Annotated in this window: 22 protein-coding genes; 6 read left to right on the top strand and 16 right to left on the bottom strand. The window is 44.6% G+C overall.

Translation table 11 applies throughout. The annotated features are described in order from the left end of the window. From GLO7428_RS12580 to GLO7428_RS12530, 11 genes are all read right to left on the bottom strand, one after another. A complete protein-coding gene (locus GLO7428_RS12580) occupies positions 1-1,284 on the bottom strand; it encodes a DNA cytosine methyltransferase (protein ID WP_015188933.1) in 1,284 nt (427 codons plus the stop codon). A 59-nt stretch (positions 1,285-1,343) separates the two neighbouring features. Beyond that, positions 1,344-2,522, bottom strand: a complete 1,179-nt coding sequence (gene lpxB, locus GLO7428_RS12575) for a lipid-A-disaccharide synthase (protein WP_015188932.1) — start codon at positions 2,520-2,522, stop codon at positions 1,344-1,346. Next, positions 2,519-3,343 (bottom strand): acyl-ACP--UDP-N-acetylglucosamine O-acyltransferase, encoded by an 825-nt coding sequence (lpxA, locus tag GLO7428_RS12570; protein ID WP_015188931.1) that lies wholly within the window; start codon positions 3,341-3,343, stop codon positions 2,519-2,521. The genes lpxB and lpxA overlap by 4 nt, the downstream gene beginning before the upstream one ends. 87 nt (positions 3,344-3,430) lie before the next feature. Beyond that, positions 3,431-3,955 (bottom strand): 3-hydroxyacyl-ACP dehydratase FabZ, encoded by a 525-nt coding sequence (gene fabZ, locus GLO7428_RS12565; protein ID WP_015188930.1) that lies wholly within the window; start codon positions 3,953-3,955, stop codon positions 3,431-3,433. 27 nt (positions 3,956-3,982) lie between these two features. Continuing rightward, the gene (gene lpxC / locus GLO7428_RS12560; protein ID WP_015188929.1) at positions 3,983-4,894 is read right to left on the bottom strand and encodes a UDP-3-O-acyl-N-acetylglucosamine deacetylase; all 912 of its coding nucleotides are present in this window, start codon (positions 4,892-4,894) and stop codon (positions 3,983-3,985) included. Positions 4,895-4,958: 64 nt separating this feature from the next. Beyond that, on the bottom strand, positions 4,959-7,334 hold the full coding sequence (locus GLO7428_RS12555) for a BamA/TamA family outer membrane protein (RefSeq protein WP_015188928.1): 2,376 nt from the start codon (positions 7,332-7,334) through the stop codon (positions 4,959-4,961). Between the two features lie 92 nt (positions 7,335-7,426). Next, positions 7,427-8,173, bottom strand: a complete 747-nt coding sequence (gene purC, locus GLO7428_RS12550; protein WP_015188927.1) for a phosphoribosylaminoimidazolesuccinocarboxamide synthase — start codon at positions 8,171-8,173, stop codon at positions 7,427-7,429. A 197-nt stretch (positions 8,174-8,370) separates the two neighbouring features. Beyond that, positions 8,371-11,769, bottom strand: a complete 3,399-nt coding sequence (locus tag GLO7428_RS26060) for an EAL domain-containing protein (protein WP_015188926.1) — start codon at positions 11,767-11,769, stop codon at positions 8,371-8,373. 676 nt (positions 11,770-12,445) lie between these two features. Continuing rightward, complete coding sequence (locus tag GLO7428_RS12540) at positions 12,446-12,949, bottom strand: hypothetical protein (RefSeq protein ID WP_015188924.1); 504 nt, start codon at positions 12,947-12,949, stop codon at positions 12,446-12,448. Between the two features lie 127 nt (positions 12,950-13,076). Beyond that, a complete protein-coding gene (locus GLO7428_RS12535) occupies positions 13,077-15,347 on the bottom strand; it encodes a pentapeptide repeat-containing protein (RefSeq protein ID WP_231295480.1) in 2,271 nt (756 codons plus the stop codon). Further along, entirely contained in the window at positions 15,304-15,648 is a 345-nt protein-coding gene (locus GLO7428_RS12530) for a hypothetical protein (protein WP_015188922.1), read from the bottom strand. The genes GLO7428_RS12535 and GLO7428_RS12530 overlap by 44 nt, the downstream gene beginning before the upstream one ends. A gap of 430 nt (positions 15,649-16,078) precedes the next feature. Here GLO7428_RS12530 and GLO7428_RS12525 point away from each other — a divergent pair, with 430 nt between their 5' ends. Next, positions 16,079-16,510 carry a hypothetical protein gene (locus tag GLO7428_RS12525; RefSeq protein WP_015188921.1) on the top strand — a complete coding sequence of 144 codons (432 nt, stop codon included), beginning with the start codon at positions 16,079-16,081 and terminating at the stop codon, positions 16,508-16,510. A 33-nt stretch (positions 16,511-16,543) separates the two neighbouring features. On the opposite strand, the gene GLO7428_RS12520 is transcribed toward GLO7428_RS12525, so the two are convergent. The 3 genes from GLO7428_RS12520 to petB all read right to left on the bottom strand — a co-directional run bounded on the left by GLO7428_RS12520 (position 16,544) and on the right by petB (position 18,335). Continuing rightward, positions 16,544-16,981: a hypothetical protein gene (locus GLO7428_RS12520; RefSeq protein WP_015188920.1), complete on the bottom strand. Its 438-nt coding sequence runs from the start codon at positions 16,979-16,981 to the stop codon at positions 16,544-16,546. Positions 16,982-17,081: 100 nt separating this feature from the next. Then, positions 17,082-17,564 carry a cytochrome b6-f complex subunit IV gene (gene petD / locus GLO7428_RS12515; RefSeq protein WP_015188919.1) on the bottom strand — a complete coding sequence of 161 codons (483 nt, stop codon included), beginning with the start codon at positions 17,562-17,564 and terminating at the stop codon, positions 17,082-17,084. Positions 17,565-17,666: 102 nt separating this feature from the next. Continuing rightward, positions 17,667-18,335 carry a cytochrome b6 gene (gene petB / locus GLO7428_RS12510; protein ID WP_015188918.1) on the bottom strand — a complete coding sequence of 223 codons (669 nt, stop codon included), beginning with the start codon at positions 18,333-18,335 and terminating at the stop codon, positions 17,667-17,669. Between the two features lie 264 nt (positions 18,336-18,599). On the opposite strand from petB, the gene ctpA reads away from it, so the two are divergent. Continuing rightward, entirely contained in the window at positions 18,600-19,838 is a 1,239-nt protein-coding gene (gene ctpA, locus GLO7428_RS12505; protein WP_015188917.1) for a carboxyl-terminal processing protease CtpA, read from the top strand. A gap of 233 nt (positions 19,839-20,071) precedes the next feature. Here the strand turns inward: ctpA and GLO7428_RS12500 are convergent, their stop codons facing one another. Beyond that, the gene (locus GLO7428_RS12500) at positions 20,072-20,797 is read right to left on the bottom strand and encodes an MBL fold metallo-hydrolase (protein WP_015188916.1); all 726 of its coding nucleotides are present in this window, start codon (positions 20,795-20,797) and stop codon (positions 20,072-20,074) included. A gap of 168 nt (positions 20,798-20,965) precedes the next feature. Between GLO7428_RS12500 and GLO7428_RS12495 the strand changes: the two genes are divergently transcribed. From GLO7428_RS12495 to GLO7428_RS26720, 4 genes are all read left to right on the top strand, one after another. Next, positions 20,966-22,447, top strand: a complete 1,482-nt coding sequence (locus GLO7428_RS12495) for a site-2 protease family protein (RefSeq protein ID WP_015188915.1) — start codon at positions 20,966-20,968, stop codon at positions 22,445-22,447. A gap of 76 nt (positions 22,448-22,523) precedes the next feature. Next, the gene (gene trmFO, locus GLO7428_RS12490; RefSeq protein ID WP_015188914.1) at positions 22,524-23,894 is read left to right on the top strand and encodes an FADH(2)-oxidizing methylenetetrahydrofolate--tRNA-(uracil(54)-C(5))-methyltransferase TrmFO; all 1,371 of its coding nucleotides are present in this window, start codon (positions 22,524-22,526) and stop codon (positions 23,892-23,894) included. A 248-nt stretch (positions 23,895-24,142) separates the two neighbouring features. Next, positions 24,143-24,754, top strand: coding sequence for a LysE family translocator (locus GLO7428_RS12485; RefSeq protein ID WP_015188913.1), 612 nt, complete (start codon positions 24,143-24,145; stop codon positions 24,752-24,754). Between the two features lie 93 nt (positions 24,755-24,847). Beyond that, positions 24,848-25,105 carry a YlcI/YnfO family protein gene (locus GLO7428_RS26720; protein WP_015188912.1) on the top strand — a complete coding sequence of 86 codons (258 nt, stop codon included), beginning with the start codon at positions 24,848-24,850 and terminating at the stop codon, positions 25,103-25,105. Between the two features lie 310 nt (positions 25,106-25,415). On the opposite strand, the gene GLO7428_RS12480 is transcribed toward GLO7428_RS26720, so the two are convergent. Then, positions 25,416-26,642, bottom strand: a complete 1,227-nt coding sequence (locus GLO7428_RS12480) for a serine hydrolase (RefSeq protein WP_015188911.1) — start codon at positions 26,640-26,642, stop codon at positions 25,416-25,418. Positions 26,643-26,667 lie beyond the last annotated feature (25 nt).

Below are 26,667 nucleotides of genomic sequence, written 5' to 3'. Positions count from 1 at the left end.
CTATTCGCAGCCCAAGTTCCAGTACGATGTCGCCTCTGTACTTCTAAATCGCAGTAACTGCGTGCTACCCAGATTTAACAACACCGCTGGAATTGAAGGGTTCATTTCTAAAGCGGCGATCGCTTGACGTCCGATCGCTTGTGCTAAAAGTGGCGGTACTGCATTACCGACTTGCCGAAAACCGTGCCATTTCGTTTGATGAAAGCGAAACCAGTCAGGAAAAGAGTGCAACCGTGCAGCTTCGCGCACCGAAATCACCCGCGATCGCGTTGGATGAATCGGACGTGGAGAAGTATAACTACCGCGTTCTGCACCTGTACCCGCGCGTAAAGTATGACTTAATCCGTTGAGATCTAAACGGCGTAAATGGCTAATCGGTTCGCGTTGATTCGGCAACATGGAGGCGAAGCGTGCGATACTATTTGCCGTATGCTGCGTCCGCATCGAACTTGTTAATAACTGCGGATTCCACGCTCGACGATAGGAAAAGTCGGTTGATGATATTTCACCGCGCAGCAACTTAGTGTAATCGCTAGCTTTTTGTTGTAATTCCAGCAGGTGGCGATCGCTTAACAACACTTCGTCGGTAAACAACAATTCGGGAAATTCTTCAACGTCAGGAAGATCGGCGATCGCATCTTTGACGGTAATTAATGTACTGTATGGTTTGGGTAAACTTACGGGTGTCACTCCCTGCTGAGAACCCAGAAAAAACAATCGTCGTCGGCGTTGCGGAACACCAAAATCTGCGGCATTGAGAATTTGCACTTCGACTTGGTATCCGGCTTGTTCAAACTGCGTTTTGAGTTGCGCGCACCACAGTTTATATTGCCCGATCGCCATTCCTGGGACATTCTCCATCACAAAATAGCTAGGGCTTAATTCTGTCACCAAGCGATAAAAGTGAAATACCAGATTATTGCGTTCATCATCAAGCGATCGCTTACCCATGATCGAGAAACCCTGACACGGCGGACCGCCAAAAACCAAATCGATGCGCCCATCCCAACTAGAAATTGCTTGCGGGTAATGCGATCGATACGCACAAGTTGCAGCTTCTCGAATAACATCACCGCTCATCTTTCGCACATCTGCGGCTAAAACCTGCGTCAGCGGAAAGTTAAACGAGTACGTACACGCATGAATCGGATCGTGTTCTACCGCCACTAATACATCAAACCCAGCTTGTTCAATCCCTAAAGAAAATCCCCCCGCGCCCGCGAACAAATCGACGGCAACCGGACGAGTTTTCGTGGCGAGTAATTGTTGAGCGATTGCTGACATCGGTAACTAGGGATAGGATGTTGACTCGATAGCTATTACCCATTACCTTTTTACCTGTTTCATTTTAGTAACATCTGGAGAATTTCTTGGGCAGCGCGATCGCAGACTCCAACTTCACCTAAAGCGCGTCGCATTTGTTGATAGTTTGCCAAAATTTGTTGACGACGGCTAGGGTTAAGCAACATATCTAAAGCATTTTGGACAATATTTTCGGGCGTTGCTTGCTCTTGCGGTAATTCTGGCACAATCGGTTTCATTTCCACCAAGTTTGGCGGTGACATAAAGGGAATCGAAAACTTGAGAATATGCCGCGCAATCCACGCCGTAATGGGACTGACGCGATAAATCACAACCTGCGGTACATCCAGTAGCGCAATTTCCAGGTTAACAGTTCCTGATTTCGTAATCGCTAAGTCTGCTGCTGCTAAGATTTCTAAAGTTTGACTCGATCGCACCGTAGCTTGCAAGCCGTAACGCGCGATCGCTTCTTCGATGGGTTGGCGATAAATTTCTAACGATAAAGGAATCCAAAAATGCACTTGCGGCAATTTGTCTTGCAGCGTTTTCGCCGCTTGCAACATCACGGGTAAGAGATATTTAATTTCTTGGCGGCGCGAAGCGGGTAAGAGGGCGATCGCGGTTTGTTCGGCAGGAATTCCTAACGCTGCACGCGCTGCATCGCGACTAGGGGCGGATTGCATCCGATCGACTAAAGGATGACCTACCCAAACGACTTTGCCACCATGTTGTTCAAAATACCGCGCTTCTTCAGGAAAAATTGCTAAAACCTTATCCGTAATTCTGACAATTTGCTCGGTGTTGCGCGAATTCATTGCCCAAACCCACACCTGCGGCGCGATATAGTAGACAATTGGCACATTTGGTAGTTCGCGGTGGAGATAGCTACCGATATTTAAATTCGGTTGCGCGTAGTCAATCAACACAACCAAATCGGGGGGATGTTGCTTGAGATTAGCGATCGCGCGTTTTTGTAGCTGTAGCGTCGGTAACACAAACGGTAGTGACTCAAAAATTCCTACTGAACCAATACTGCTTGTATCTCCGAGTACTGTTGCTCCCGCCGCCGCCATTTTCTCGCCACCCAGCGCGACGATCTCAAGTTCCCAGCCTAAACGTGCCGCTTGACGCTGTAATGCTGCAATTAACAACGCACCTTGTAAATCTCCTGCAACTTCTCCTGTACTGATGAATACTCGTCGCTTTTCCTGACTTCTCATTCATCGCTCCTTGTATCCATGCGACCAGGAATCAAGCCTCGACGTCCTGACATTTGTGAAAGTTGCAAAAATTGCCGCAGGTGTTGCAGGTGTTCGTTGTCTTGCAACAAGTCTAATTTTTCTAAAGCTTGATTGAGCGTTAAACCAGAGCGATATAACGTGCGGAAAGCTTTCTTGAGCGTTTGAAAGACTTTTCCATCGTCGAGTTCGCTAATACCCGCCCGCTTTAGCCCGATGAGATTGAGCGATCGCACTTTAGCGGGATTGCCTTCGACTAACATATAAGGCGGCACATCGCGGTCAATGCGGCTCATACCGCCCACCATCGCCAACTTCCCGATATGAACAAATTGATGAATTCCCAGAACTCCACCAATCGTGGCGCGCGATTCAATGTGAACGTGACCTGCCATCGCGACGGCATTCGCAATCACTACCGAATCACCTATAACACAATTGTGCGCCACATGAGCATACGCCATGAGTAAATTATTATTACCAATCAGTGTAGCTTCGCCCGCACCCGTGGCGCGGTTAATCGTTACATACTCGCGGATGCGGTTGTTGTCACCGATTTTGACATACGAAACCGCACCTTTGTACTTGAGATCCTGCGGTTCTAAGCCAATCGCCGCGCCTGGAAAAATATGGTTGCCTACACCGATTTCGGTAGAGCCATCCAAGACAACGTGCGCGCCGATGATTGTGTCTGAACCAACTTTAACGTGCTCGCCAATAACCGCGTAGGGACCAACTTGCACCGAAGGGTGCAGATCTGCACCAGGATGAATTACAGCAGTGGGATGAATCAGTGTTTTCAAGAGTGCGTCTCCGAAAGGAACTAGGGTTCAGGGGTTAGGGGCTAGGGATATGAATAAGTAGCCACTACCTTTTTCCGCTAGCCTCCTTTAATCCACCAAGGAAAACATCAATTCGCCTTCAGCAGCCAGTTGACCGTCTACTTCAGCACGAGCTTGCATCTTACCGAAACGACGCCGCTTGACGCACAACAGTTCCGCGCTCATCACGAGTTGGTCGCCAGGAACGACTTGACGGCGGAATCGCACTTTGTCAATTCCTGCAAACATAAACAAGCCGCCTTCGACTTCGGGGAGTTGCGTCAGCACAACGCCGCCGACTTGCGCCATTGCTTCGACAATCAGAACGCCTGGCATAATTGGTCGTCCTGGAAAGTGTCCCTGAAAATGAGGTTCATTGAAGGTAACATTTTTAATGCCAACTGCACGTTCTCCAGGAACATACTCAATAATGCGATCGACAAGTGCAAACGGATAGCGATGCGGCAACAACTTTTGAATATCTTCTACCGTGAAAATTGTTTTGCCTGTAGCTGTTGCACCATTTGGAGATTGATGTTTGTCAGCAACGGGGGTAGGAGATTCGGAGGAGTTAATGGGAGTGAGAGTGGACATGAGGTTTTTGAGTTAGAAATTGGGATTTCAGCGCGAATCTAAAATCCTTTGGGCAAGTTGAATGTGTAGGTTGTGGCTTGCTTTGTAAGCAAAGAAATGAGCAGTTGGTAAATTTCCTAACAAGCTCAAATCTCCCACTAAGTCTAAAATTTTATGACGCACTGGTTCATTTGCAAATCTCAAAGGCGGATTAATCCATCCTTCTTGACCGCAAACGAGTGCATTCTCTAGACTGCCTCCCTTAATTAAACCTTGCTGCTGTAAAAAATCAATCTGATGCGCTAAACCAAAAGTACGTGCAGGGGCAATTTCTGTAGCAAAGCTTGACGTTAATTTCGCTGCGATCGCCTTTCCTGGCGACCAACTGTACCACTGATTCCCAATCGCAGGCAATTCAAAATCAATTCCGTAGGTAAAACGGATTTCAGATGCAGGTAATGCGGCAACAAAAGCATCATCATGACGTACCCAAATTGGTTCCGAAATTGCCGCAGGAGCAACGCGGGATTCATCTTGAGCGACAACACCAACTTGGGCGATCGCCTCTACCCACAATGCTGCTGAACCGTCGAGTAAGGGTACTTCCGCACCGTCAATTTCGATGCAGACGTTATCTACCCCCAGACCGGCTAGCGCTGCCAATAGATGCTCTACGGTGCGCACCGTTGCTTCCCCTTGACCTAATTGTGTTGAAAGCACAGTTTGATTGACAGAACCAACCACCGCTGCGATCGCCGGTTGATTAGGCAAATCAGTACGTACGAAGTAACGCCCAGTGCTTATAGGTGCTGGAAGCAGTCGAATGTGTGTTTTTTCACCACTGTGTAACCCCACTCCTGATTGCTGAATTTCACCTGCTAAAGTGTGCTGTAAGGATGCTGGGGATTGCGCCTCAAGGCTACTAGGTGTTGCCTGACTCGTCGTTGGCTGCATCTTCATCATACTTCCTTGTGTTCTTGTCTTTTCCTACCCTCGCCCCTCGCCCCTAACTCCTAACCCCTCATTAGAAGCGTTCGCCAATCCCAAAGTGCAGGCGATTTTCACCTTCGCTATTGAAACCGTAATCAATCCGCAGTGGTCCGAGTGGAGACTGAACGCGCAAACCAATACCATAGCCAAAACCACTACCAGGTTTATCGAGTTGTCCGGCTGGGTTTCCAGGTACATTCTCACCTGTGCCTAAATCCGAGGCGACATCAACGAATAATGCACCGCCCACAACAGAAAAGATAGGGAATCGATACTCCGCAGTTGCTTGCACAAAACTGCGACCAGTTCCCAAATCGCCTTCATTGAAACCTCTAACAGAACTCACACCTCCTAACGAAAAAGCTTCATAAGGTGGTAGGTCGCCTAGAACAGTTCCCGCTTGGATATTAAACGCTAGTGTTTCTGGTCCTTCCGCGAAGTTCGTAAAGTTGACTGGTAGGTATTGACTATAGCTACCGCGTAGGCGATTGAGAAAAATACTTCCCGAACCGATGGGGACAGATTGCTCAACCCCAAACCGCAGTAGCGAACCATTCGTTGGTCGTAGTGGGTTATCACGGCGATCGCGGACTAATCCGACTTGCAAAGTCAACAAGTCATCAATCCCTGTACCCGAAAAACTCAGGTCAGTTGGTTCGCCATCTTCTCCCACTTGTCCTTGTGGTCTTAAGTCACCATCGGAATCGCGAATCGAAATTCTTTGATACTCCAATCCCGCTGATGCGGTCCATTCGGATCTTGCTAACGGATTTTGTGACAAAGGACGCGTAAACGTGACGCCACCGCCAAGGCGTAATACGCGGGGGCGATCGCCTAAAAGCTCACCGTCGTTATTGATCACTTCAAACTGCTCGTCATCGCTATCAAAAACGAGGGAAATCGAGCGACGACGGAAGGCATTGACTGTATACGAGGTACGGAACGGATCTCCCGCAATCCACGGATCGGTAAAGCGGAGATCGAACAATACTTCCCGTTGTCCTACTTGTAATTCACCTCCAACTTTTTGGTTGTTACCACCTAAGTTTTGCTCTTGGTAACTCAACGTACCAAATAAGCCACTTGCCGAACTAAAACCGGCACCGGCTGCGATCGAGCCGCTATTGCGCTCATCGACATTGACAACGACAACAACTTGTCGCGGATCTTGACCTGGGTTTAAGGAAACATTAACGTCTTCAAACAAGCCCAAACCAAAGACGCGTTGCAAATCTTGTTGGACTACGGTGCGGTTAAAGACTTGTCCTGGTTGGAGCGCTAATTCGCGGGTAATAATAAAGTCACGTGTTCGACCTTCGATTGGTCGCCCTTCATCGTCTGTCGCCTCGCCTTCGTTGATAAAGCGGACTTGGATATCTTCGACAACACCTTCAGCAACTTCTAACGTGACAACTCCATCGGCTGATACTTGCGGCGCTGCCACAACTTGTGCCAAAACATAACCATTATCTTGATACCAGCGGTTTAACTGCTGAATTCCTGCTTGCAGCTGCCGCAAATTCAAAATTCTGCCGTACTGCGGCTGAAAGATATTATTGACAACCTCCGCCGGCAACACCGAAGGAACATTCGTGCCTGGGTTAGCTTGCACTTGCACCGAGCGTAAAACAGGGTTAGGTTGCACAACAAATGTGACCCGCACTCCCAAGGGCGTGTCTGTCGGTTCTGCACGGACGTTCGAGAAGAAACCTGTCGCGAAGATCGCATTAATATCTTCTTGTAACTGCGTGCGTGTTGTTGTCCTTCCTGGAACCGTACGCACCGCTTGATAAACTTGATTTTCTAGTTCAGGATCTAATACTCCCGTTTCCGCACTCACAACAACTTCAGAAACAAGAACTTGTGGCGCGGTATCTGGGGTTGCTTCTGGTTGAGCTTCCGGCTGTGGTGTCAATGGTGGGGCGACTTCCGGTTGCACTCCTTCAGGTAGGGGAGCCGGTTGCGGAGGCGTTGCGGGTGCTGGAACACTCTCTTCGCCTGGTGGTGCATCTAGCGGTGCTTCTGGCGTAATCGGCACTTGCAGTTGACTGGGCGTTTCATCTTGTGGCGCTCCTCCTGCACCTGGAGGCGGAGTCACAGGAACTGGCTGTTGTGGTGGAGTTGCTGGGACTCCCTGAATTGGCGACGGAAATACTGGCGATGGTTGTGGCTGCGGTGTTGTTGGCGTTACGGGCGTTTGTCCGAGGAGCTTCGCCGAGTTGAGTTGTCGTTGTTCAGTCTTTGTTTCGACAACAACACCTGTTGCTGGGAGCGGCTCTTGTGCCATTTGTGGTGGCTGAGACCCTGATTTGATTTGAGATGGATCTACCGTTTGTCCCGCAGCTGGAACTGTTAAACTTAACGGAGCAGCGATCGCTACTGTTGCTGCCCAAAAAGGGGATATGCGCATTTTCTTCAACCTATTCAGCACGTCCACACACCATGTCTACTTTTATAGTTTTGAGTTTTGAATTAATTAAAAGAAGTTTCTTAACTCATAACTCATAACTCTCCATTTCCCTGACCTCTCGTTTGAATCCGTTCTAAAACTTGCTGGTAAGCGTTTTCCACATTTCCTAAGTCGCGGCGGAAGCGGTCTTTATCCATGACGCGGTTGTTAGGATCGGTGTCTGCGGAGTTCCAGAGACGGCAGGTATCAGGACTGATTTCGTCGGCTAATCGAATTGTGCCTTGAGCATCCAAGCCAAACTCTAGCTTGAAGTCTACCAAGGTTATGCCGCAGCTTTGAAAAAACTCTGAGAGATAACGATTAATTTGCAATGCTTGCTGCTGTAATTGGTCTAGCTCATCAGGAGTTGCTAATTCCATGAGTAACAAGCGATCGCGTGTCAACAGCGGATCTCCCAGTTGGTCATTTTTATAATAAAACTCCACTAATGGCTGTTTAAGAACGGTACCGAGTGGCAACCCTGTTTGTTGACAGAGACTACCAGCAGCAATGTTCCTGACAACAACTTCTAAAGGCAAGATTTTCACTCGCATCACCCGCATCTGATTCGGTGCTGGGCAGTCAATGAAATGAGTGTGAATGCCGCGCGCTTCTAAATACTGAAATAATACTTGAGAGATTTTGCAGTTAATCTCGCCTTTTCCAACAATTCTGCCACGCTTTTGAGCATTAAAAGCCGTAGCATCATCTTTATAATGTGCCAGTAAAATTTCTGGCTCATCGGTTGTGTAAATGATTTTCGCTTTGCCTTCGTAGAGCAAGTTTTTCGCGACAGACATTAGCAATTATGGGCTACCAGCAGGTCTAAACGGGCTTCATTATTGTATCGTTCTAACGTAGACAACAGCTGCTTGAAACCAAAAGGAGTTACGGAACTATGAAGTTAGTGATTCGTTGCTAGTGCTCGTAGCTCGTGTGAGTGAAAGAAGTGAAGCAGAAGTTCGTGTAGAGACTTTCCTGCACTCCCCTGCACTCTCTACACCCACATACATTCTAATTTTGCAGCAATTAAAGCTTCGGTTGCTTGCGCGTCAAGCGGACGCGAAAATAAGAAGCCTTGTCCAAAGTCACACTTAAGTTCTTGCAGGAGGTAGGCTTGTTCAGCAGTCTCTACACCTTCGGCAATAACATCAATGCCTAGATTCTCCGCCAGAACGATCACTGTATTAACAATTTTGCTTTTTTCCCAATCAGTATTAAAGTCCTTAATAAAGGATTTATCAATTTTTAAGGTATCAATTGCAAAGCGGTGTAAATAGCTTAATGATGAGTACCCAGTTCCAAAATCATCAATTGATAAACCAATTCCTAAAGCTTGCATTTCTTTCAACATACTTGCAACTAAATCAGCATTTTCGACAAGCGTACTTTCGGTAATTTCTAGCTTTAAATCGCGGGCGTTGAGTCCTATTTCTCGCAAAATTTGCTCAACTTGCGTTACTAAATCAAGCTGGCGAAATTGTTTGGGCGATATATTGACACTTATTTTTAAATCGCGCGCCGCAGTAAATTTATGCTGCCATTCATACATTTGACGACAAGCTTCGCGCAGTACCCAGGTACCAATTTGAATAATTAAGCCAGTTTCCTCCGCCACAGGAATAAATTCTGCTGGAGAAATGAACCCGCGTTCTGCGTGCCAAAGACGGATGAGTGCTTCAAAACCGACTAACTCTCGCGTTTTTAAATTAACGATCGGTTGATAATGAAGCTGAAATTCTTGACGTTCTACGGCGTGACGGAGATACGTTTCCATTTGTAAGAGTGCCACGGCTTGGGCGTGCATACTCGTATCAAAAACGGCATATCGTGCTTTACCCAATCCTTTGGCACGGTACATTGTCGTATCAGCATCTCGCAATAAATCTTCGGGTTTTTCGTAACCTGTCGTACTAAAAGCAATGCCAATACTTGCTGAGGTAAAGACTTCGTGTCCTTCAAAGTTAAATGGTAAAGCTAATGCGTTTTGAATGCGTTCGGCAATTTGCGTGGCATCTTCTACTTTACGAATATTTTCTAGTAAGATAGTAAATTCGTCACCACCAAGGCGCGCAACGATATCTTCAGGGCGCACGCACATTTTGAGGCGGCGCGCGATCGCAATCAATAGCTGATCGCCAATCAAATGACCAAGACTATCATTGACAACCTTGAAGCGGTCAAGATCTAAAAATAACACCGCAAACGAATAATTTTCTTGCTGGCGGACACGTTCTATGCTTTGCTCTAACTGTTCGGTGAATAAGAGGCGATTCGGTAATCCGGTTAAAGCATCATGAAAAACTTGATGCAACAATTCGGTTTCTGCGGCTTTGCTGGCGGTAATATCAGCTTGCGAACCTGCGAGGCGATAAGGTTTACCATCGCGATCGCGTACCGCTAATCCGCGACTGAGCATCCAACGATAAGCACCATCTTTGTGTAAAATCCGGTATTCTGTTTCTAGTTGTGGTGTTTGTGCTTGTAAATGCGATGCGATCGCCGCTTTTAGTTGGTCAATATCTTGTAAATGCACCAAATTAAACCAGTCTTCTACCGTGTTACCAATTTCTTTTTCCTGATAACCTAACATCGATTTCCAACGCGGAGAAAAATAAACTTCATTTGTATTTAAATCCCAATCCCACAATCCATCGTTAGTACCACGCGTAGCCAGCGCATACCGTTCTTCGCTGTCACGCAAAGCTTCCTGAATTTCTCGGCGTTGTTCTTCAACTCCAATTGCTGCGGTAATAATTCCAATAATCTTTTTATCCGCTTCAGTTAAAGTCAAATTTTGCTGATATGCACAGAGCGCACCAACAATCGTCTCTTTACATTTGACTGCTTGACATATATAAGTTTTGGTTTTTTTGGTTAATATCTTTAGATATATGTTAGCTTCCTGTGAGTTTTGTGAATCGTGACCCGCATAACGATCTTCACAGCATTGCTGAATCAACTGCTCAAAAACACTTTCAGGTGAATTTACCTCAAGCTTGTCTTCTGATGCGATTTGCCATTGTCCTACTAAACAAGCTTTTGCCTTTTCTAGCCGATAATAACTAGCACCGACTGCGCCTAAAAGTTCCCCACAAAGTGCCGTTAGTCGATTAATATTTGCTGTTGGCTCTGTACCGAAATTCAAAAAACATTCGTTAATCTTCGTCAGTCTTTCTTGACTTTGCTTGCGCTCTGCTATATCTTGTGCTACACAAACTATTCCTTGTAGTTTACCTTGCTGATTGTACATGGCTGTAGCTGAAAATGATACAGGTTTCTGTTTGCCTGTATTTGTCAGCCAGTACGTTGCCAAGATTTCTATCTTTCCTCTGTTTAAAATTTCTTGAATACTTAATTCTTCAAGTTTTTCTTCTGGTGGAAATAAAGCTTTTATTGATTTTCCAATAATTTTATCTGGACAAGTTTCTAAAATTTTAGCTGTAGCTAAATTAACTCTAAGAATGACTAAGTTAGTATCTAAAACAATCAAAGCATCCGCCATGAATTCAATGATACTATCTAGATAAGATTTAGATACCATCGTAGTATTCAAATCATCTAGCATTTGATTAAAAGCAGCAGCCAAAATACCTATCTCATCTTGATTTTTGATGTTTACTCTTGTAGAAGTTTCTCCTTCGCTCACTTTATTAGCTGCTTGAGTAAGTTTAATTAATGGTTTAGCAATTGAACGAGAAATAAATGAACCTAAGCCAATTGCAGAAGAAAAAGCCAAAGCTGTTGAGAAGAGTATGAGTGTATTTGCTCGATTGATTGCTCCTTGAACTTGTTGAACTTCAGCTAAAACTTCCCCTCGTGCATCATGATTGTATTCCACAATTAAAGGTATTAGTGTTGCTTCAAAATGTGGTTCTAATTCTTTTTTAAAAAAAACAGTAGCTAATTCACTATCTTGGTTAATTAAATTAAATAAATGAATAATGTTATTTTCGTGCGTTAAAAACTTTGATTTAATTTCTTCTAAATCTTCTAACTCTTTTTCTTCGTCTAAACGTTTTTTTCCATCCAGTATTGCAAGTTGAATTCCATGTTTAGTCGCTTGTTTACTTAAATCTATATAATCATTAACCTTTGACAAATCTTGTAAAACTGTTTTTTTGAGATTGGTTATCTGAGTTTGAGTCGCTGTTGGCTTTTCTAAATGATGGTTGATTCGATGTTTTTCTTCTATAAACTCTCGCAATTTAGCTTGTGTTTGTTGTAATACTACTGACAATTCATTCGAGTTAGTAAACTCTTCTAATGAACTTTCCGTGACTTGATTAATATTGTACCTAACTCTTAAATTATTGACTAAAGAAATACTACTAGTAACTCCTAATAAGAAAGAAGTACCTAAAAAAGCACAAATTAACTTTTGCTTGATTTTCATGCGGCTATTCAATTAGCAATATTTCTATGAAGTAGTTGCTAAATAAAATTTAAAATAAGTAAAATGCGAGTCAATATAGAAAAAATATTGGAATTTCAAAGTTCTATATTTTAAGTTATGAGCTTTGACTTGAACTTAGCGAAGCACTAAGCATTTAATAATTTACAGTAGTTCGCTTGATTTTCTTCATAATGATCGCTATGAGCAGATTAATGGCACTATATATAATAAATATTTCTTAGCAACTATAATTTCAACGATAAAAATACTGAATTTCTCAAGGATTTTCGGCTTCAACTTAAATTTAGCTAGTTGTGATGAGCTACCAACTGAGATATTATTACTATGACTATGTACTTTAACGTTGAACTTAAAGTCCTGATAGGTCAAATGTTAGGTGTGAGAAGGCAGTTTAGAGTTGAAGTTTATTTAGCATTAGAGTTTGATGCTTTTCTCCTTGTACAGAAGTACAATAGACTGCTTATATCTGCTGTACTATATCAGTAATGTGAAACTAGATAATTAAAGTCATAATGACTTGAGAATAGCTGTGTCGTATTAAGTGGTCTTTTAGAGGTAGTATTTGCTAAGTCAATAACGATTCACTGCTCCTGAGATATTCATAAGGAGCAGTACTGATGCTTAACCCGCACTCAAGCGAAAAGACAATAGCAAATTACCTAAATCTCAAACCAACACCGCCTTGAATGGATATCGCATTACCACCGCCATTCTGGAAAGCATCAAAAGCAATCACCGCATTACCAAATATGACAGTATTGCTATTAGGAACAACGTAATCAATTCCTGGCTGTAGCGCAAAACTGACTTGATCTCCTACCGGAGAAGGCGTATTTCCGTTAGTAAAGACAATTCCAGCCCCGATATATGCATCAGTTTGCCAACTCAGTGGGACATCATAGGAAACTGTAGGGACAACAGCGGTATTACTGCCGATAAATGCTTGTGTCCGTAAAGAAAAAGGTGCTTCTAAAATTTTGTATCGTACCGCAACTACACCACCAAGTTGACGACCGTCGTCATTGGCGTCTCGACTTAATCCTACCGCTGGACCAACACCGATATAGCTACCATAAGCCGCTTGGGCGAATACTGGTTGTGTCAAACCGCTGATGAGTGCGATCGCACCTACTCCCACAAAATAATTCAAACGTTGCATTATTCACCACTCCTCACATCAATCGGGGCTAGGGCTTTAAAAGCAGAGAAGTTATCACGGATGAATGTTGAGTTAATTCAACACTCAACACTAACTACCAATCACTAGCCACTCAGCATTCAATAAATTAGGGACAACGAGGATGACGACCACCCTGTGTACAAATATACGCTAGTTGTTTCGCATCTAAATTCTTCGCGTTGCTAAAATCAACACCCTCGACAATCGCAGACAGCATCGCTTCGGGGGGGGCTTGAATAAATTGATCGGGAGAGGGCGATTTAAAAAGAATTGCGCCTTGCATATCAGTTTGGACTAACTGCGCGCCGCGTAAATCTGCTTTTCTCAAATCCGCATTGCGCAAGTTGGTATTTTGCAACTGTGCATTGCGAAAACTGACACCACTCAGTCGCGAATCACTCAAGTCAGCATCTTTCAAATGAGCGTGACTGAGATCCGCGCCGGATAAATCAGCACCGCGCCAGTCAGATGCCGTCGCATTAGCATATTGTAACTGCGTACCTAAAGCACTGGCACGACCTAATCTTGCTGCACGGAGATTCGCACGCGATAAATCAGCGGCGGCTAAATCGGTACCAGTCAAACTGGCGTTTTCTAACACGACATCTTGCAAGTTAGCGCCGACAATTTGCGTACTACTAAGATTAGCACCCATCAAGTTTGTGCCAGCAAGATTCGCGCGGTTAAGAATCGCATGGGTAAGATTTGCGCCATGCATCGCGATCCGGCTAAGGTTAGCTTCCGTTAAGTTTGCGGCTTTGAGTTGCGCGTCACTCAAGTCAGCAATGCGATCGTCAGCGGTGTTCCAGCGGCGATCTTCACCCGCCGATCGCCATTGCGTACCGCGAAAACTTCCTTGGTTGAGGTTGGCACCGCGCAGTTGAATTCCTGATAAATTGACATTATCGAGAAACAGCGCGAAGGGTAAAGCCGAATCAGTCAAGTTTTCTCCGAGAATTGTCCGGCTTAAGTCAACGCCGTTGAGATGACCACTATAGATACTTAGGAGATTGGCGATCGCGCGTTGTGTTGCTTCGAGACGTTGTTGATGCAGTGTCAGTTCTTCGGGTTTACTGCTATAGCGCACGTAGTCTAACGCATTAGCTATAGACTGATTGGAGCGCCGCAAATGTGGGATGACGTGTAGCCCAGTACTCGCGATTGTTTGTTGAATCGTATCTAGCAAAAGCGGATCAGTTTCTTGCCCTAAAAGATCGACAAGCATTTGTAGGGCTTGCGGATCGTTGAGTGTTCCTAGTGCAGTAATTGCTTTACGACGTTCTTCTACAGTCGTAGGTGCGTTATCACTGAGTTTTTGCACCAATTCTAAAAATTGTTGACTATTTTGCTGTCTTAGCTGACGTTGGTTTGCTTGTGTTTGAATGTAAACTTGAGTACCGACTAAAGTACCAAGAACAGCCGCCATGCTGCTAAGAGTGATAAATAGTATCGCAAAACCAGGATTTCGCCGCATCCAACGCCACCAATCGGGTCTTTGGCGTTTGCGGGGTGGTACAGCTGTTGCCATTGTCACAGTTGGCACAGGACGCGCGGCATATGGTGCGTACTGGGGAATCAACGGACTCGTTGCGGGGCGTAAATTGCCCAGTAACGCCGCATAGCTACGATTAGCGTCAACCACATAAGTTCCTGCTAGTAGATCGTGCCAGCAGCGACGGTAACGGTTAAAGCGCGCGCTGATGCCTTCTCCGAGTACTGTCAGTAGCGAAAATCCTGCCAACATTCCCAGCGAAGGAAACGCACTGCTAAAGTGCCACAACGCATAAGCGACTAGCAGTGGTACGCCCCAAGCCCCAACAACTTCGCGTAGCAGGATACGTCGCATTCCCGCAGGATTTCCCGCAGCAGTCACAACGCGCACGCCAAACCAACGCTTAGGGAGAGTACTACCTGTTTTGGCGAGGAGATATAGCTGCCAACTACTCAGGATAATCGGGGCGACTAACGCGCCCGTCCAAAGCCAATTTGTCAGCGGGGCGACTTGTTGCGGGCGGTTACTTGGCGGCAGCGCCAAGGTTGTCGCGATCGCGTCTTCGGCTGTTGCTAGTACTGGATTTATCGGCTGCGTTCCTTCAGTGCGTGCTTGAGTATAGACTCCTAATCCGAAAGGAACTACAGCACTCGTAATAATTAAAGATACTTCGACTGTCCAAGCCGCAAAGCGCCTCGTTATGAGTGGCAAGGATTTTGATTTTTCTTGCCCCGCACGGCGGCGATCGCGATTGACACTTCTCCTTACAGTTGAGTTCGCCATCACACCTTCCCCTTTGATATTTTGTTTGACACCGTAGCGATCGCCGACACAAATCCCATTAGTTTTTATCCGAAGTACGCGCCAACAAAAACTGATAGACAAAGTATAGTAGCACTGCCAAAAATGCCAAGCTGATGACAGCAGCAACAAGTTTGAGGACTGCACGCAAGACAGCAAGCCCAATGACGAGTCCGACGGCGACGACAATCAGTTTCCCGATATTCGACAAGCCACTAAACCAATTGACAAAGCGATACAGCACCGCAGGCACAACCGAAGCGCGATCGGTTGGCGATGCGGATGGTTGCGGTTCGACAACAACAGGTGGTGAGGTAGGAGAATTTAATTCTGCCTCCAGTTGTTGCAGTCGTTGTTCTAATTCCTGCTCAGGTTGAGAGTTCATGTTAATTTCCGCTGCACTGTTTGCATGATGTTAAACGAAAGCGCTTGCTTCGGCAAACTATCATGTTTTAGCGACATCTTAGCGGATATTAAGCTTTTACATACTACGATTGCCGCAAAAAAGCAAATTAATTTCACATGAACAATATAGATGCTATAGCAGTGAACAGTTGACAGTGAACAGAGTGTGGGAAGGCTTTGTCAACTATCAACTATCAACGCGCGAGCGGGGAGTGTCAAACCACGTCCTAAGCATCGCTGCAATTGCTATATTTTGGCTACTTCAGAAAGTGGCATACATCGTTCGATAATCGATTTTTTGCCTTTGTAGAATGAAGTAACAAAAGGAACTAGAGTAAATACCCAATCTTCTTAAAAATTAAGTCAGGATGAATGATCAATCGCGTGGAAACAGTCGGAGCAAAATTAAGATGAAGACGCGCAGAAATTGGCTGGTTGTTCCCACAGCGTTAGCCGCTAATTTAATTCTCACTACTGCTGCACTGGCTGATGCACCTGTCGTAAAAATCGCGCCCAACTTCCAACCAGATCCGATTGTTGTGCAAGGAACTTCTGGCGGCGCGAAAAATAGTAATTGCGGCAACATTTCTGGTACACCCAGTCAAGTTATCCAGGTAACACAACCACTACCGTACTTACAACTACAAGTGAAAACTCAAGGGCAACCAACACTATTAATTGAGGGACCAGGAGGGCGCTTTTGCGTACTCGCCGACCAGTTTTCTGGCGGAAGCGCTCAAATCTCTGGCTTTTGGCAACCAGGAAGATACTCGCTGTACATTGGTGAAAGATCGCAAGCAAGACACCCGTACACGCTATCGATATCGCACACGAAAAAATAATTGCTGTCACTTGCGAGGCGATCGCGTTGTTACTCAATCTTCAACTTGTTGACTTTTAACTTCAACTGCTTGGACTTCAATTGTCCCAGGCGGTGTCAAGCGGTGAAAATGACCTTGCTCAATTTTCAGTGGTTCACCGCAATTAGGACACTGTAATTGAGTTTTGTTTAACCCTGTAAACTCATAACGACATACAGGACACTTATCTTGAATTAAGTTACGCTCAAGCCACCAACGAAAACCGACAAAGGCAATAACGGGTGCAAGCAGCAGTAGCCCAAATAAAATTAAAAACGAATTAACTAACCAACCTAATCCCACTGCGCCTAACAGCCAAATCACTGCAAAAATAGCAAGCCAGCGGGCTAAGTTCCCTAGAGTAAATTGTAGTGATGAATTCAATCGCATTTTTTTATCCGGCTCTGCCTCTAGGATAGCTAGTTCTAGCAAATGATCAACGATCGCTGGCATAGTAACCTAGAACAAATAACGCCTGTAAATGTTTCTTGCACAGTACCTCAGCACTTAAGAAGAAACCTACAGGCGTCATGAGCGCGATCGCTCGGCTAGATTAGAACAAACCTAGTGTAAAAGACTTATCAATAGGGAATGTAGCACCAATTCCGAGCCAAAGCGTCACCAAAGTACCAATCATGAATACTGTGGTTGCAACTGGACGACGGAAGGGATTTTGAAATTTGTTTACGTTCTCAATAAACGGTACTAGGATCAAGCCCAATGGTACAGCTGCCATTGCTAGCACGCCTAGTAGTTTATTTGGCACCGAGCGGAGAATTTGGAATACAGGGTACAAGTACCACTCAGGTAAAATTTCTAGCGGTGTTGCAAATGGGTTTGCTGGTTCGCCTACCATTGCTGGGTCTAAAACCGCAAGCGCAACAATGCAAGCACCAGTCCCTAAAATCACGACAGGGAAGATGTACAGTAGGTCATTAGGCCAAGCAGGTTCGCCATAGTAGTTATGACCCATGCCCTTGGCTAGTTTTTCGCGCAATTTTGGATCGCTTAGATCCGGTTTTTTCAATGTTCCCATTGTTAAGAGTGCTCTCCTTTATCGGTGAGTCAAATAACTTATTTTAGATTTTGTACCTAGGCAGCGGCAAACTCAATGCTTACCGCTTGCTTAGCGCTACGATTACAACGGACCAGAAATACCTTGCTTACGAATCATGATAAAGTGCAGCAGCATGAAGACCGCAGTCAACCACGGCAGCACGAACGTGTGAGCGCTGTAGTAACGAGTCAAGGTTGCTTGACCGACACTCGAACCACCACGCAGCATATCAGAAATCAAGGTTCCGACAACTGGAATCGCTTCGGGTACACCGCTAACGATCTTTACCGCCCAGTATCCAATTTGATCCCAAGGTAAAGAGTAACCGGTTACACCAAATGAAACCGTCAGCACCGCAAGAACGACACCTGTTACCCAAGTGAGTTCTCTAGGCTTTTTAAAGCCACCAGTAAGGTAAACGCGGAAAATGTGCAGGATCATGATCAGAACCATCATACTGGCAGACCAGCGGTGAACCGAGCGGATCAGCCAGCCGAAGTTAACATCGGTCATGAGTGCCTGTACGGAGGTGTAAGCTTCCGCGACGGTTGGCTTGTAATAAAATGTCATCGCAAATCCAGTCGCAAACTGGATTAAAAAGCAAGTCAACGTCATCCCGCCGAAGCAGTAGAAAATATTAACGTGGGGAGGGACGTACTTGCTTGTAACGTCTTCAGCAAGTGCCTCAATTTCTAGACGTTCTTCAAACCAATTGTAAAGTTTTGAGTCGGTTACCTGCTTGGAAAACATGAAGCAAGAGTTCCTAAAAATAGATTGCGGTTGATAAAACTCCCAGTCTTAAACAAGAAAGGAGAGGCTGTGTCATGATTTGGCAATTACTGGAAATCCAGTTTGTTGTCAAATAAGCGCAACTGAGAGCAGTTGCAGGTGCTTTGTACTTTCCCCAATGAGGGTCAGCAGATAGGTTTGACTGCACTCGTACTATAAAAAAAGTAACATAATCGAGAGAAGGATTTCATAATTCGGGGCGGCAACCAAGGTTAGATACGTGTGATGTATAAAAAAGTATTTCAGATTGGGCTATTAGCAATTTTGCCAATTTTGCTAGCTGTGACTTGTTGGGTGCAACCAGCAGCTGCATTGACCGAAGAACAAAAGTTGGTGTCTGAAGCTTGGCGAATCGTTAATCGCGTGTATCTGGATGACACTTTTAATCATCAAAACTGGTCAAAACTGCGGCTGAACACAATCAAGCAGCCCTTGAATGACCGCGAAGCGGCGTATGAAGCGATCCAAAAAATGCTTGCAACTTTAGACGATCCGTTCACGCGATTCTTGAAACCAGAGCAGTACCGTAGTTTACAGGTAAATACGTCGGGAGAATTGACCGGAGTTGGCTTACAAATTGCGCTGGAGCCAAAAACCGGACAGTTAGAAGTTGTTGCGCCGATCGCTGGTTCTCCAGCAGAAAAAGCGGGAATTCGTCCCCACGATCGCATCCTCGCGATTGATGGTGTTTCAACAACAGAACTAACCTTAGACGAATCCGCAGCCCGAATGCGCGGTCCTGCGGGGAGTAAAGTTTCTTTAGTGCTGCAACGCGCGCAAGCCGAAGAAAGTACCGAAATTCAACTTGTGCGATCGCGGATTGAATTAAATCCTGTTGTCGCCGAGTTACGTCAAGTTACAGACGACCTTAAAATTGGTTATCTTCGCTTAACACAATTTAATGCAAATGCAACAGCAGAACTTGCTCATGCGATCGCCAATCTCGAAAATCAAGGCGCAAATGCTTATATTCTCGATCTCCGTAACAATCCAGGCGGCTTGCTGCAAGCAGGCATTGAAATTGCCCGTTTATGGTTAGACGAAGGCACAATCGTTTACACAGTTAACCGTCAAGGTATCCAAGGCAGCTTTGAAGCGTTTGACTCAGCAATCACACAAGATCCACTCGTCGTTTTAGTCAATCAAGGAACCGCGAGTGCAAGTGAAATTTTAGCAGGCGCGCTACAAGACAACGGACGCGCTCAAGTTATCGGCGAAACAACTTTTGGTAAAGGATTGATTCAGTCACTATTTAACCTATCCGATGGTTCAGGTTTAGCGGTGACTGTGGCTAAATATGAAACTCCGCAGCATCGCGATATCAATAAACTGGGTATTACGCCTGACTTGGTTGTTCCACAAGAACCGATTACCCGCGAAAAAATAGCAACCGAGGCAGATCGGCAGTATTTAGCTGCAATAGAACAGTTTGCGACACATTCAGTTTTAGCAGGCAAGTCTTGAATTAGGGGTAAGGGGTGAGTGACTAGTTTTGAGTTAAGCTCATTTATCATTATTTACTCTCCTCTGCTTCCTCTGCCCACGCCAGTTGTACGCCACTTCTCTCAACGGGGGGAACCCCCGCACGAGAGTGGCTCCTCAACGGAGGAAAACTTACGGTCGGTTTGCTCAACGGAGGACACCTCCGCACGCAACCGACCTCCCGCACCGCACTGGCTCCTCTGCTCCTTGCTCTTTCAAAGAGGGGCTTGAAACTGCACCAATGCTGCTAAATCCAAAGCCGCTAAGCGCTGATATGCCTGGTCAATGACTTTTTTACCACGAAGAAAGCCAGTATTCGCACCAGGACAAATATACTGGAGTGTTTCTGGAGTAAAACGCTGTAAAAGTTTCTCTACGCTGTTGATTTGGCGTCGCCAGTGAAAAGTTTTGGCGGTGCGTAGCGGCGTAGGCTCACCTTGTTGATTTGGTAGCAAATGGCGACCAGAAAACAAAATACCACCGTGACTCTGGTAGTAAAGGCACGCTGAACCAGGCGAATGTCCTGGTGTCCAAATACCTTGTGTCGTTGGGCTAAGCGTTATTTCGTGTTGAAACGATGTCAATTGAACTTTTGGAAGTAAATAAGCTTCCTGTTCTTGAATCACAACTTCACAATTCAAAAAAGTTTGAATTTCTTTGACGGATTTGCTAATAGCACCTCGGTGCGTGAGAAACAGCCACTTCACTCCCAAGAGGGATTGCAAAAATTGTTGAATATCTTCATTCCAAGGCGGACAATCGATCAGGATATTCCCATCGTTTTCTACAATAAGATAAGCGGTTCCTCCTAAAGTGTCCCGATTAGGTGGAAAAGCAAAAATGTGGTTCCAAATAGCCTGTGGTGGTTTGGAGCGACTCGCCTGCTGAGGCAAGGTGTTTTGAGCGCTATGATTAGCAAGCTGTTCGGGATTTTGTGTCACTGGGCAGCGATCGGGGTTAACAACGTTAGAAATATCGGCTTTTAGGGAAAAAAGGTGTGTAGGTCTACTTGATTAAAGGAGTGAGGCAAGTAAATAGTCTATCTCTAACTCTTTTAACTAACGCAAATAGAACAAGTTGGACCAATTTTTAAATTAACTAAAATCAGCATGAACTTTTGGCTTCTCCTCCTCCTGGGAATTTTTACATACTTGATTGTGCAGCGCAGCGTGACGCGAATTACACGCACACCAGTGTGGATTTTATGGCTGGTTCTCATGACACCAGCGTTCATCTGGAGCGCTTGGACAGCTAGCGCCGGTCCAAATCAACCGATTCCATTACCGTTGGTTATTGGACCATTTATTATTTGCCCAATTTTGTATTGGTTGCTCATCCAGTGGGGGCGTAGAGACGCAAATTCCGCCTCAGCGTCGCCAAATGAATCTTCTTCTGAGATCAAACCTGCGATCGCACAGAAAGCTGAACCCGCACCGCCAGTGCGACCGATTGACTCTTCTGAAGAGAAACAGTTGCGCGATTGTTTTCCTTGGTCGATATTTTACATTCATAATATCGAGTATCGTCCCCAAGCGGTGATTTGCTACGGACAGTTGCGAACGACGCCAACCGCTGCTTACCAACGAATTAAAGAAAATATTCAAGCTCAATTTGGCGATCGCTTCCAGGTAGTCTTACAAGAAGGTTTAAACGGCAAACCATTTTTTGCCTTAGTCCCTAACCCTCAAGCACGGGCAAATCGCGCTCAACAAAAATTAACTCGACCTGTTCTCGCGTTAGGACTAGTACTAGCAACGCTTCTGACAACAACCATCGTCGGCGTAGAAATTGCCGGTGCTAATATTACAACTCTTAGTTCAGATCCTAGTGTTTTGTTGCAAGGACTGCCGTATTCCCTCGCGTTAATGACAATTTTAGGAATCCATGAACTAGGACACTATAGCGCAGCACGATACTACAAAATTCGCGCCACATTGCCTTACTTTATTCCCGTGCCGTTTTTCTTGGGAACTTTTGGGGCGTTTATTCAAATGCGTAGTCCGGTTCCCAATCGTAAAGCATTATTTGATGTCAGTATTGCCGGTCCGATCGCGGGGTTTATTGCAACAATTCCCTTTTTGGTATGGGGTTTAGCGAATTCTACTATCGTACCGCTGCCAGAGCAACCAAGTTTATTCGACCCCAATGCATTAAACCCAAATTACTCATTGTTACTCGCGCTATTGAGTAAGCTAATGTTGGGCGCTCAACTAACGGCTAACACTGCGATCGACCTCCATCCCGTAGCGTTTGCTGGATTTTTGGGACTCGTCGTTACTGCACTAAACTTAATGCCTGTAGGGCAACTTGATGGCGGGCATATCGTTCATGCTATGTTTGGACAACGCAGAGCAATCGTTGTTAGTCAGATTGCGCGATTTTTAGTATTGGCACTAGCTTTACTACAGCCAGGATTTTTGCTGTGGGCAATCATTTTATTCTTTATGCCCATTTACGATGAACCTGCATTAAATGATGTCACCGAACTTGATAATTTACGTGACTTCTTCGGTTTACTTGCTTTGGCTGTGTTGGTTGTGATTGTTTTGCCAGTCCCGAATGCGATCGCGCAGTTGTTGCAAATTGGTTAGATACGCTAATGGGTAATCGGTAATTGGTAATCGGAAACAGTTAGCAGTTAGCGAGTCAAGAAAATTGGAGGGATTGATGCAAGAACCTATTCATGTTATAGGTGGAGGAATTGCAGGTACAGAAGCTGCTTGGCAAATTGCTGCTTTGGGAGTGCCTGTTATTCTACATGAAATGCGCCCTACGAGATTTAGTCCAGCACATCATTCGCAAGAGTTAGCTGAGTTGGTGTGCAGTAATTCGTTTGGGGCGCAAGCAAGCGATCGCGCCGCTGGTTTATTGCACGAGGAACTACGCCGTTTGGGTTCGGTTGTGATTTCAAAAGCCGACGAACACGCGGTTCCTGCGGGTGGCGCATTAGCGGTGGATAGAGGACGCTTTAGCCACGATTTAACCGAAACTTTGGCAAATCACCCTCTGATAGAATTACGACGGGGAGAAGTACCAGAAATTCCGCGATCGGGCATTGTTGTCCTCGCAACGGGTCCTCTTACTAGCCCGACTTTAGCCGAAGAGTTACGGCGCTTCACAGGGATGGAATATCTCAGCTTTTTTGACGCTGCTAGCCCAATTGTGGTTGGTGAATCAATTAATCGCGATATCGCGTTTCTGGCTTCGCGTTACGATAAAGGCGATGCGGCGTATCTCAATTGTCCGATGAATCGCGAGCAGTATTTGCGATTTTGGCAAGAACTGTGTACAGCCGAACAAACCGAACTAAAAGACTTTGAACGCGAAACTGCAAAATTCTTTGAAGCGTGTCTACCCATTGAGGAATTAGCGCGACGCGGCGAAGATACAATGCGTTATGGTCCACTCAAGCCTGTCGGATTATTTGACGCCCGTCAAGGCGACTTCCGCGCCCCCGAAAATCAGTCGAAGCGCCCTTATGCTGTAGTGCAACTGCGTCAAGAAGATAAGGCGGGTAAGTTATGGAATATGGTAGGATTCCAAACAAATCTGCGGTGGGGCGAACAAAAACGCATATTTCAGCTAATTCCTGGATTAGAAAACGCAGAATTTGTGCGACTGGGTGTGATGCATCGCAATACTTTTATCCACGCCCCAGAGTTACTGTTACCGACTTTGCAGTTTAAACAGCGTGCGACTTTACTTGCTGCGGGACAGTTAATTGGTACAGAAGGTTATACCGCCGCTGCTGCTGGTGGTTGGTTAGCCGGAACAAATGCGGCGCGGCTGGCATTGGGGAAAGAACCGTTAAGCCTACCACAAACTACAATGATGGGGGCGCTGTTTGAGTTTATTAGTTCCGCATCACCGAAGCATTTTCAGCCAATGCCTCCTAATTTTGGAATTCTACCCGATTTAGCACAGAGGATTAAAAATAAGCAGCAACGGTATGGAATGTATCGCGATCGCGCTTTAACTGACCTGAATTGCTGGCAAATAGAGAATATACTACACAACACAGTTCAAGTTGCTGTTTAAATATTATCGTTGTGAATCGTAGACGCCCTCTGACTAAAGTCAGGGGCTACTTGAGCGAAGTGTACCTTCGTACACTACAAACAAGAGTCAGTCCACCTCCGTGGACTTTGTTTGTGTAGCAGGGAATTCATTCGCTAAGCTTACCTTAAAGAACTACCAGGAATTGTAAGAACCCGTACCACAGTAGTTTTATCCACACTTAAAGAAACCGCAGTAATGCCTTTACCACCAAATAATTCTATACATTCATGAATATCAGCTTTTTGCTGCAAGGTATGATTCTCGGCTTTTCAATTGCAGCACCAGTAGGACCAATTGGGGTATTATGCATCCGGCGCACTCTCGCGCATGGGCATACTGCGGGTTTGGTTTCGGGTTTGGGTGCGGCGACGGCTGATGCTTTTTATGGTTGCATTGCTGGTTTTGGATTAACCTTGGTTTCTAATTTTTTAGTTAATCAACAGCTATGGATTCGTTTAATTGGTGGAATCTTTCTCTGTTATCTCGGTATTAAAACATTCTTGAGTAAACCAGCAGAAGTTTCTGCTTCGGTTAAAAGTAATAGTTTATTTGGTAGTTATGCTTCTACGTTGTTTCTGACGTTGGCTAATCCTGCAACAATTCTTTCATTCGTGGCAATTTTTGCGGGGTTGGGAGTGGTAGAAGGAAGTTATTTTGATGCAATAATTTTAGTGATAGGTGTGTTTATTGGTTCAGCTTTATGGTGGTTGTTTCTCAGTTTTGGAATTGATGTTTTGCGATCGCGCTTTTCTCAACGCGGTTTTGTATGGATTAATAGAACTTCAGGAATAATTCTTATCGTATTTGGTGCGATCTCTTTGGGGACTGTGCTTTATTAAATCTGAACAAATCAGATGTGAAGGAAGTAGGCTTTTCTCATTATAATTTAGTTTGTGATATCATTATTTGGTATCACGTTATAGTTCCATAAAATGGAAGAACGAGAATCTTTGACTGTGCGTTTTCCAGTAGGATTACTTACTCAGTTGAAATTGCACAAGTCGCAAGACGAGTCTTTGAATGATGCGGTGATTAAAGCACTAGAGCGAGAGATAAGGTACTGTAAAGGTTTAGCCGCGCATCATAAGATTGTTGCTAGATGCGAAAGCATAAGGCGAAGAACAGGAACTCAACAAAGCCCTGTAATCTTAATTCGTCAGCTTAGAGAAGGCGACGGACGAGATGACTAAAGCTTTGTGTTTAGATAGGTAGTGTTCTTATTCAGTACCTTGTTCCAGAAGAACTACAACCCCAGGCGGAAGCTCTTGTCTTATTAAACAGTTAGTAAAAAGCCGTCCTCCCTATGTCAGAGAACTAGGAACGTAGATGGGTAAATTTTTTAAGAGCGATCGCATTCATCATTCTAGTTCGGGAAGTGCGATCGCCTCAAAAATATTTTTTGTTTAAGTTAAAGGCGATCGCGCAAAGCGCAGCGCTAGAAAAATGCAACTGCAACAAGAAACAAGCTGACAAAATCAACTTATTCTTATAAAAACTAGTTTATTTATCGCGTGTCATATGTTCATAAACTAGACGAGACATTTGAGGAAAAATTTCCCAGTTTTGGGCAAAAGCGCGGTCTTCAGCAAAGATTGCTAAAATGTAAGCAGTTTTCCCGTCACTTATATATGCTACTTCTTGTCTAGTACTAGAAGTCCAACCTGCTTTGGAAGCAAAATAAGTATCAGTTGGTAAAGATTCACCAAAAAAGCCTGTAATTGGGTTAAAGCTTGTGTTGGGATCTATATTTTTCCACTCACTTGAATTTAAATCCCAAGTCAACCATTTTTGTAGTTCACGACTGTATCCAGGTGAAATAGCTTTTTCGGTAAAGATTTCATACATTAACCTAGCAGCTTGTTGAGTTGAAATTTTGTTACGAGTTGGTTTTTTGGGATCGCCTCTCATCTCTAAATCTTTTCCTTTAGGTTCATACATATCTTCAGAGGGAATAGGAAAAGTTTTTTGACTAATATTAATATTTTCATATCCTGCTTTTTGAAAAAATCTATTGACAGAGTATCGTTGATTTAACCAACTTTGATATTCTTGCGAACTTAATTTAGCCCCAGATCTAGTGTTAGTGATTGAATCGAGTAAACGACTGGCAGCTTCGTTGTCAGATTTTTTAAGCATTTTGTATAAATCAGGATGAAATTGCTCTAAATCTTGTAGAATGCCTGCTTCAAAATAGCTATAGATAGCTACCAACCAAAATAATTTGACAACACTAGCTGGATATCTCAATTTCTCTGCTTGATACTCTGCTACTTCCCCTGAGTTAACTTTAATGAGACTAATTGATAAATTTGCTGTTGATAAATTCTTGCTTCTAATAAAACTAATAACTCTGTCTACAACCTCTTGCAATGCTTGGCTGCTTTGCAAGCTGGAAGGATAAAACTTATAGAATTCTTCCTGACTTAAGTGGTTACCTTGTGTTGCAAACTCAGTGGAATAAGGAGAAGGTTGAGTTATGGGACTAACAATACTTGGTGTAGGTGATACAGATGAGGTTACTTGAGGTAAAGGAAGAAATATATCATTTCCTTGAGGTAAAATTTGGGATTTGTCTAATAAGTGTTTATCCTTAAATTGTATTAATATTAATCCTAGAATAAAAAATATACTGGCTACAGATGTAGTAATTGTTAAAAAACGAATTTGATATATTAGAAAGGAAACTTTATTTAAATTTCTCTTTCTTATTTCTGATTGTTTATTCACAATATTAGTTTTTTATATTTGATAA

Source organism: Gloeocapsa sp. PCC 7428 (genome assembly GCF_000317555.1).
In the GTDB taxonomy this organism is placed as follows: Bacteria; Cyanobacteriota; Cyanobacteriia; order Cyanobacteriales; family Chroococcidiopsidaceae; genus Chroogloeocystis.
The sequence above is the reverse complement of the archived record's forward strand: the minus strand, read 5'-3'. Positions and strand labels throughout refer to the sequence as shown.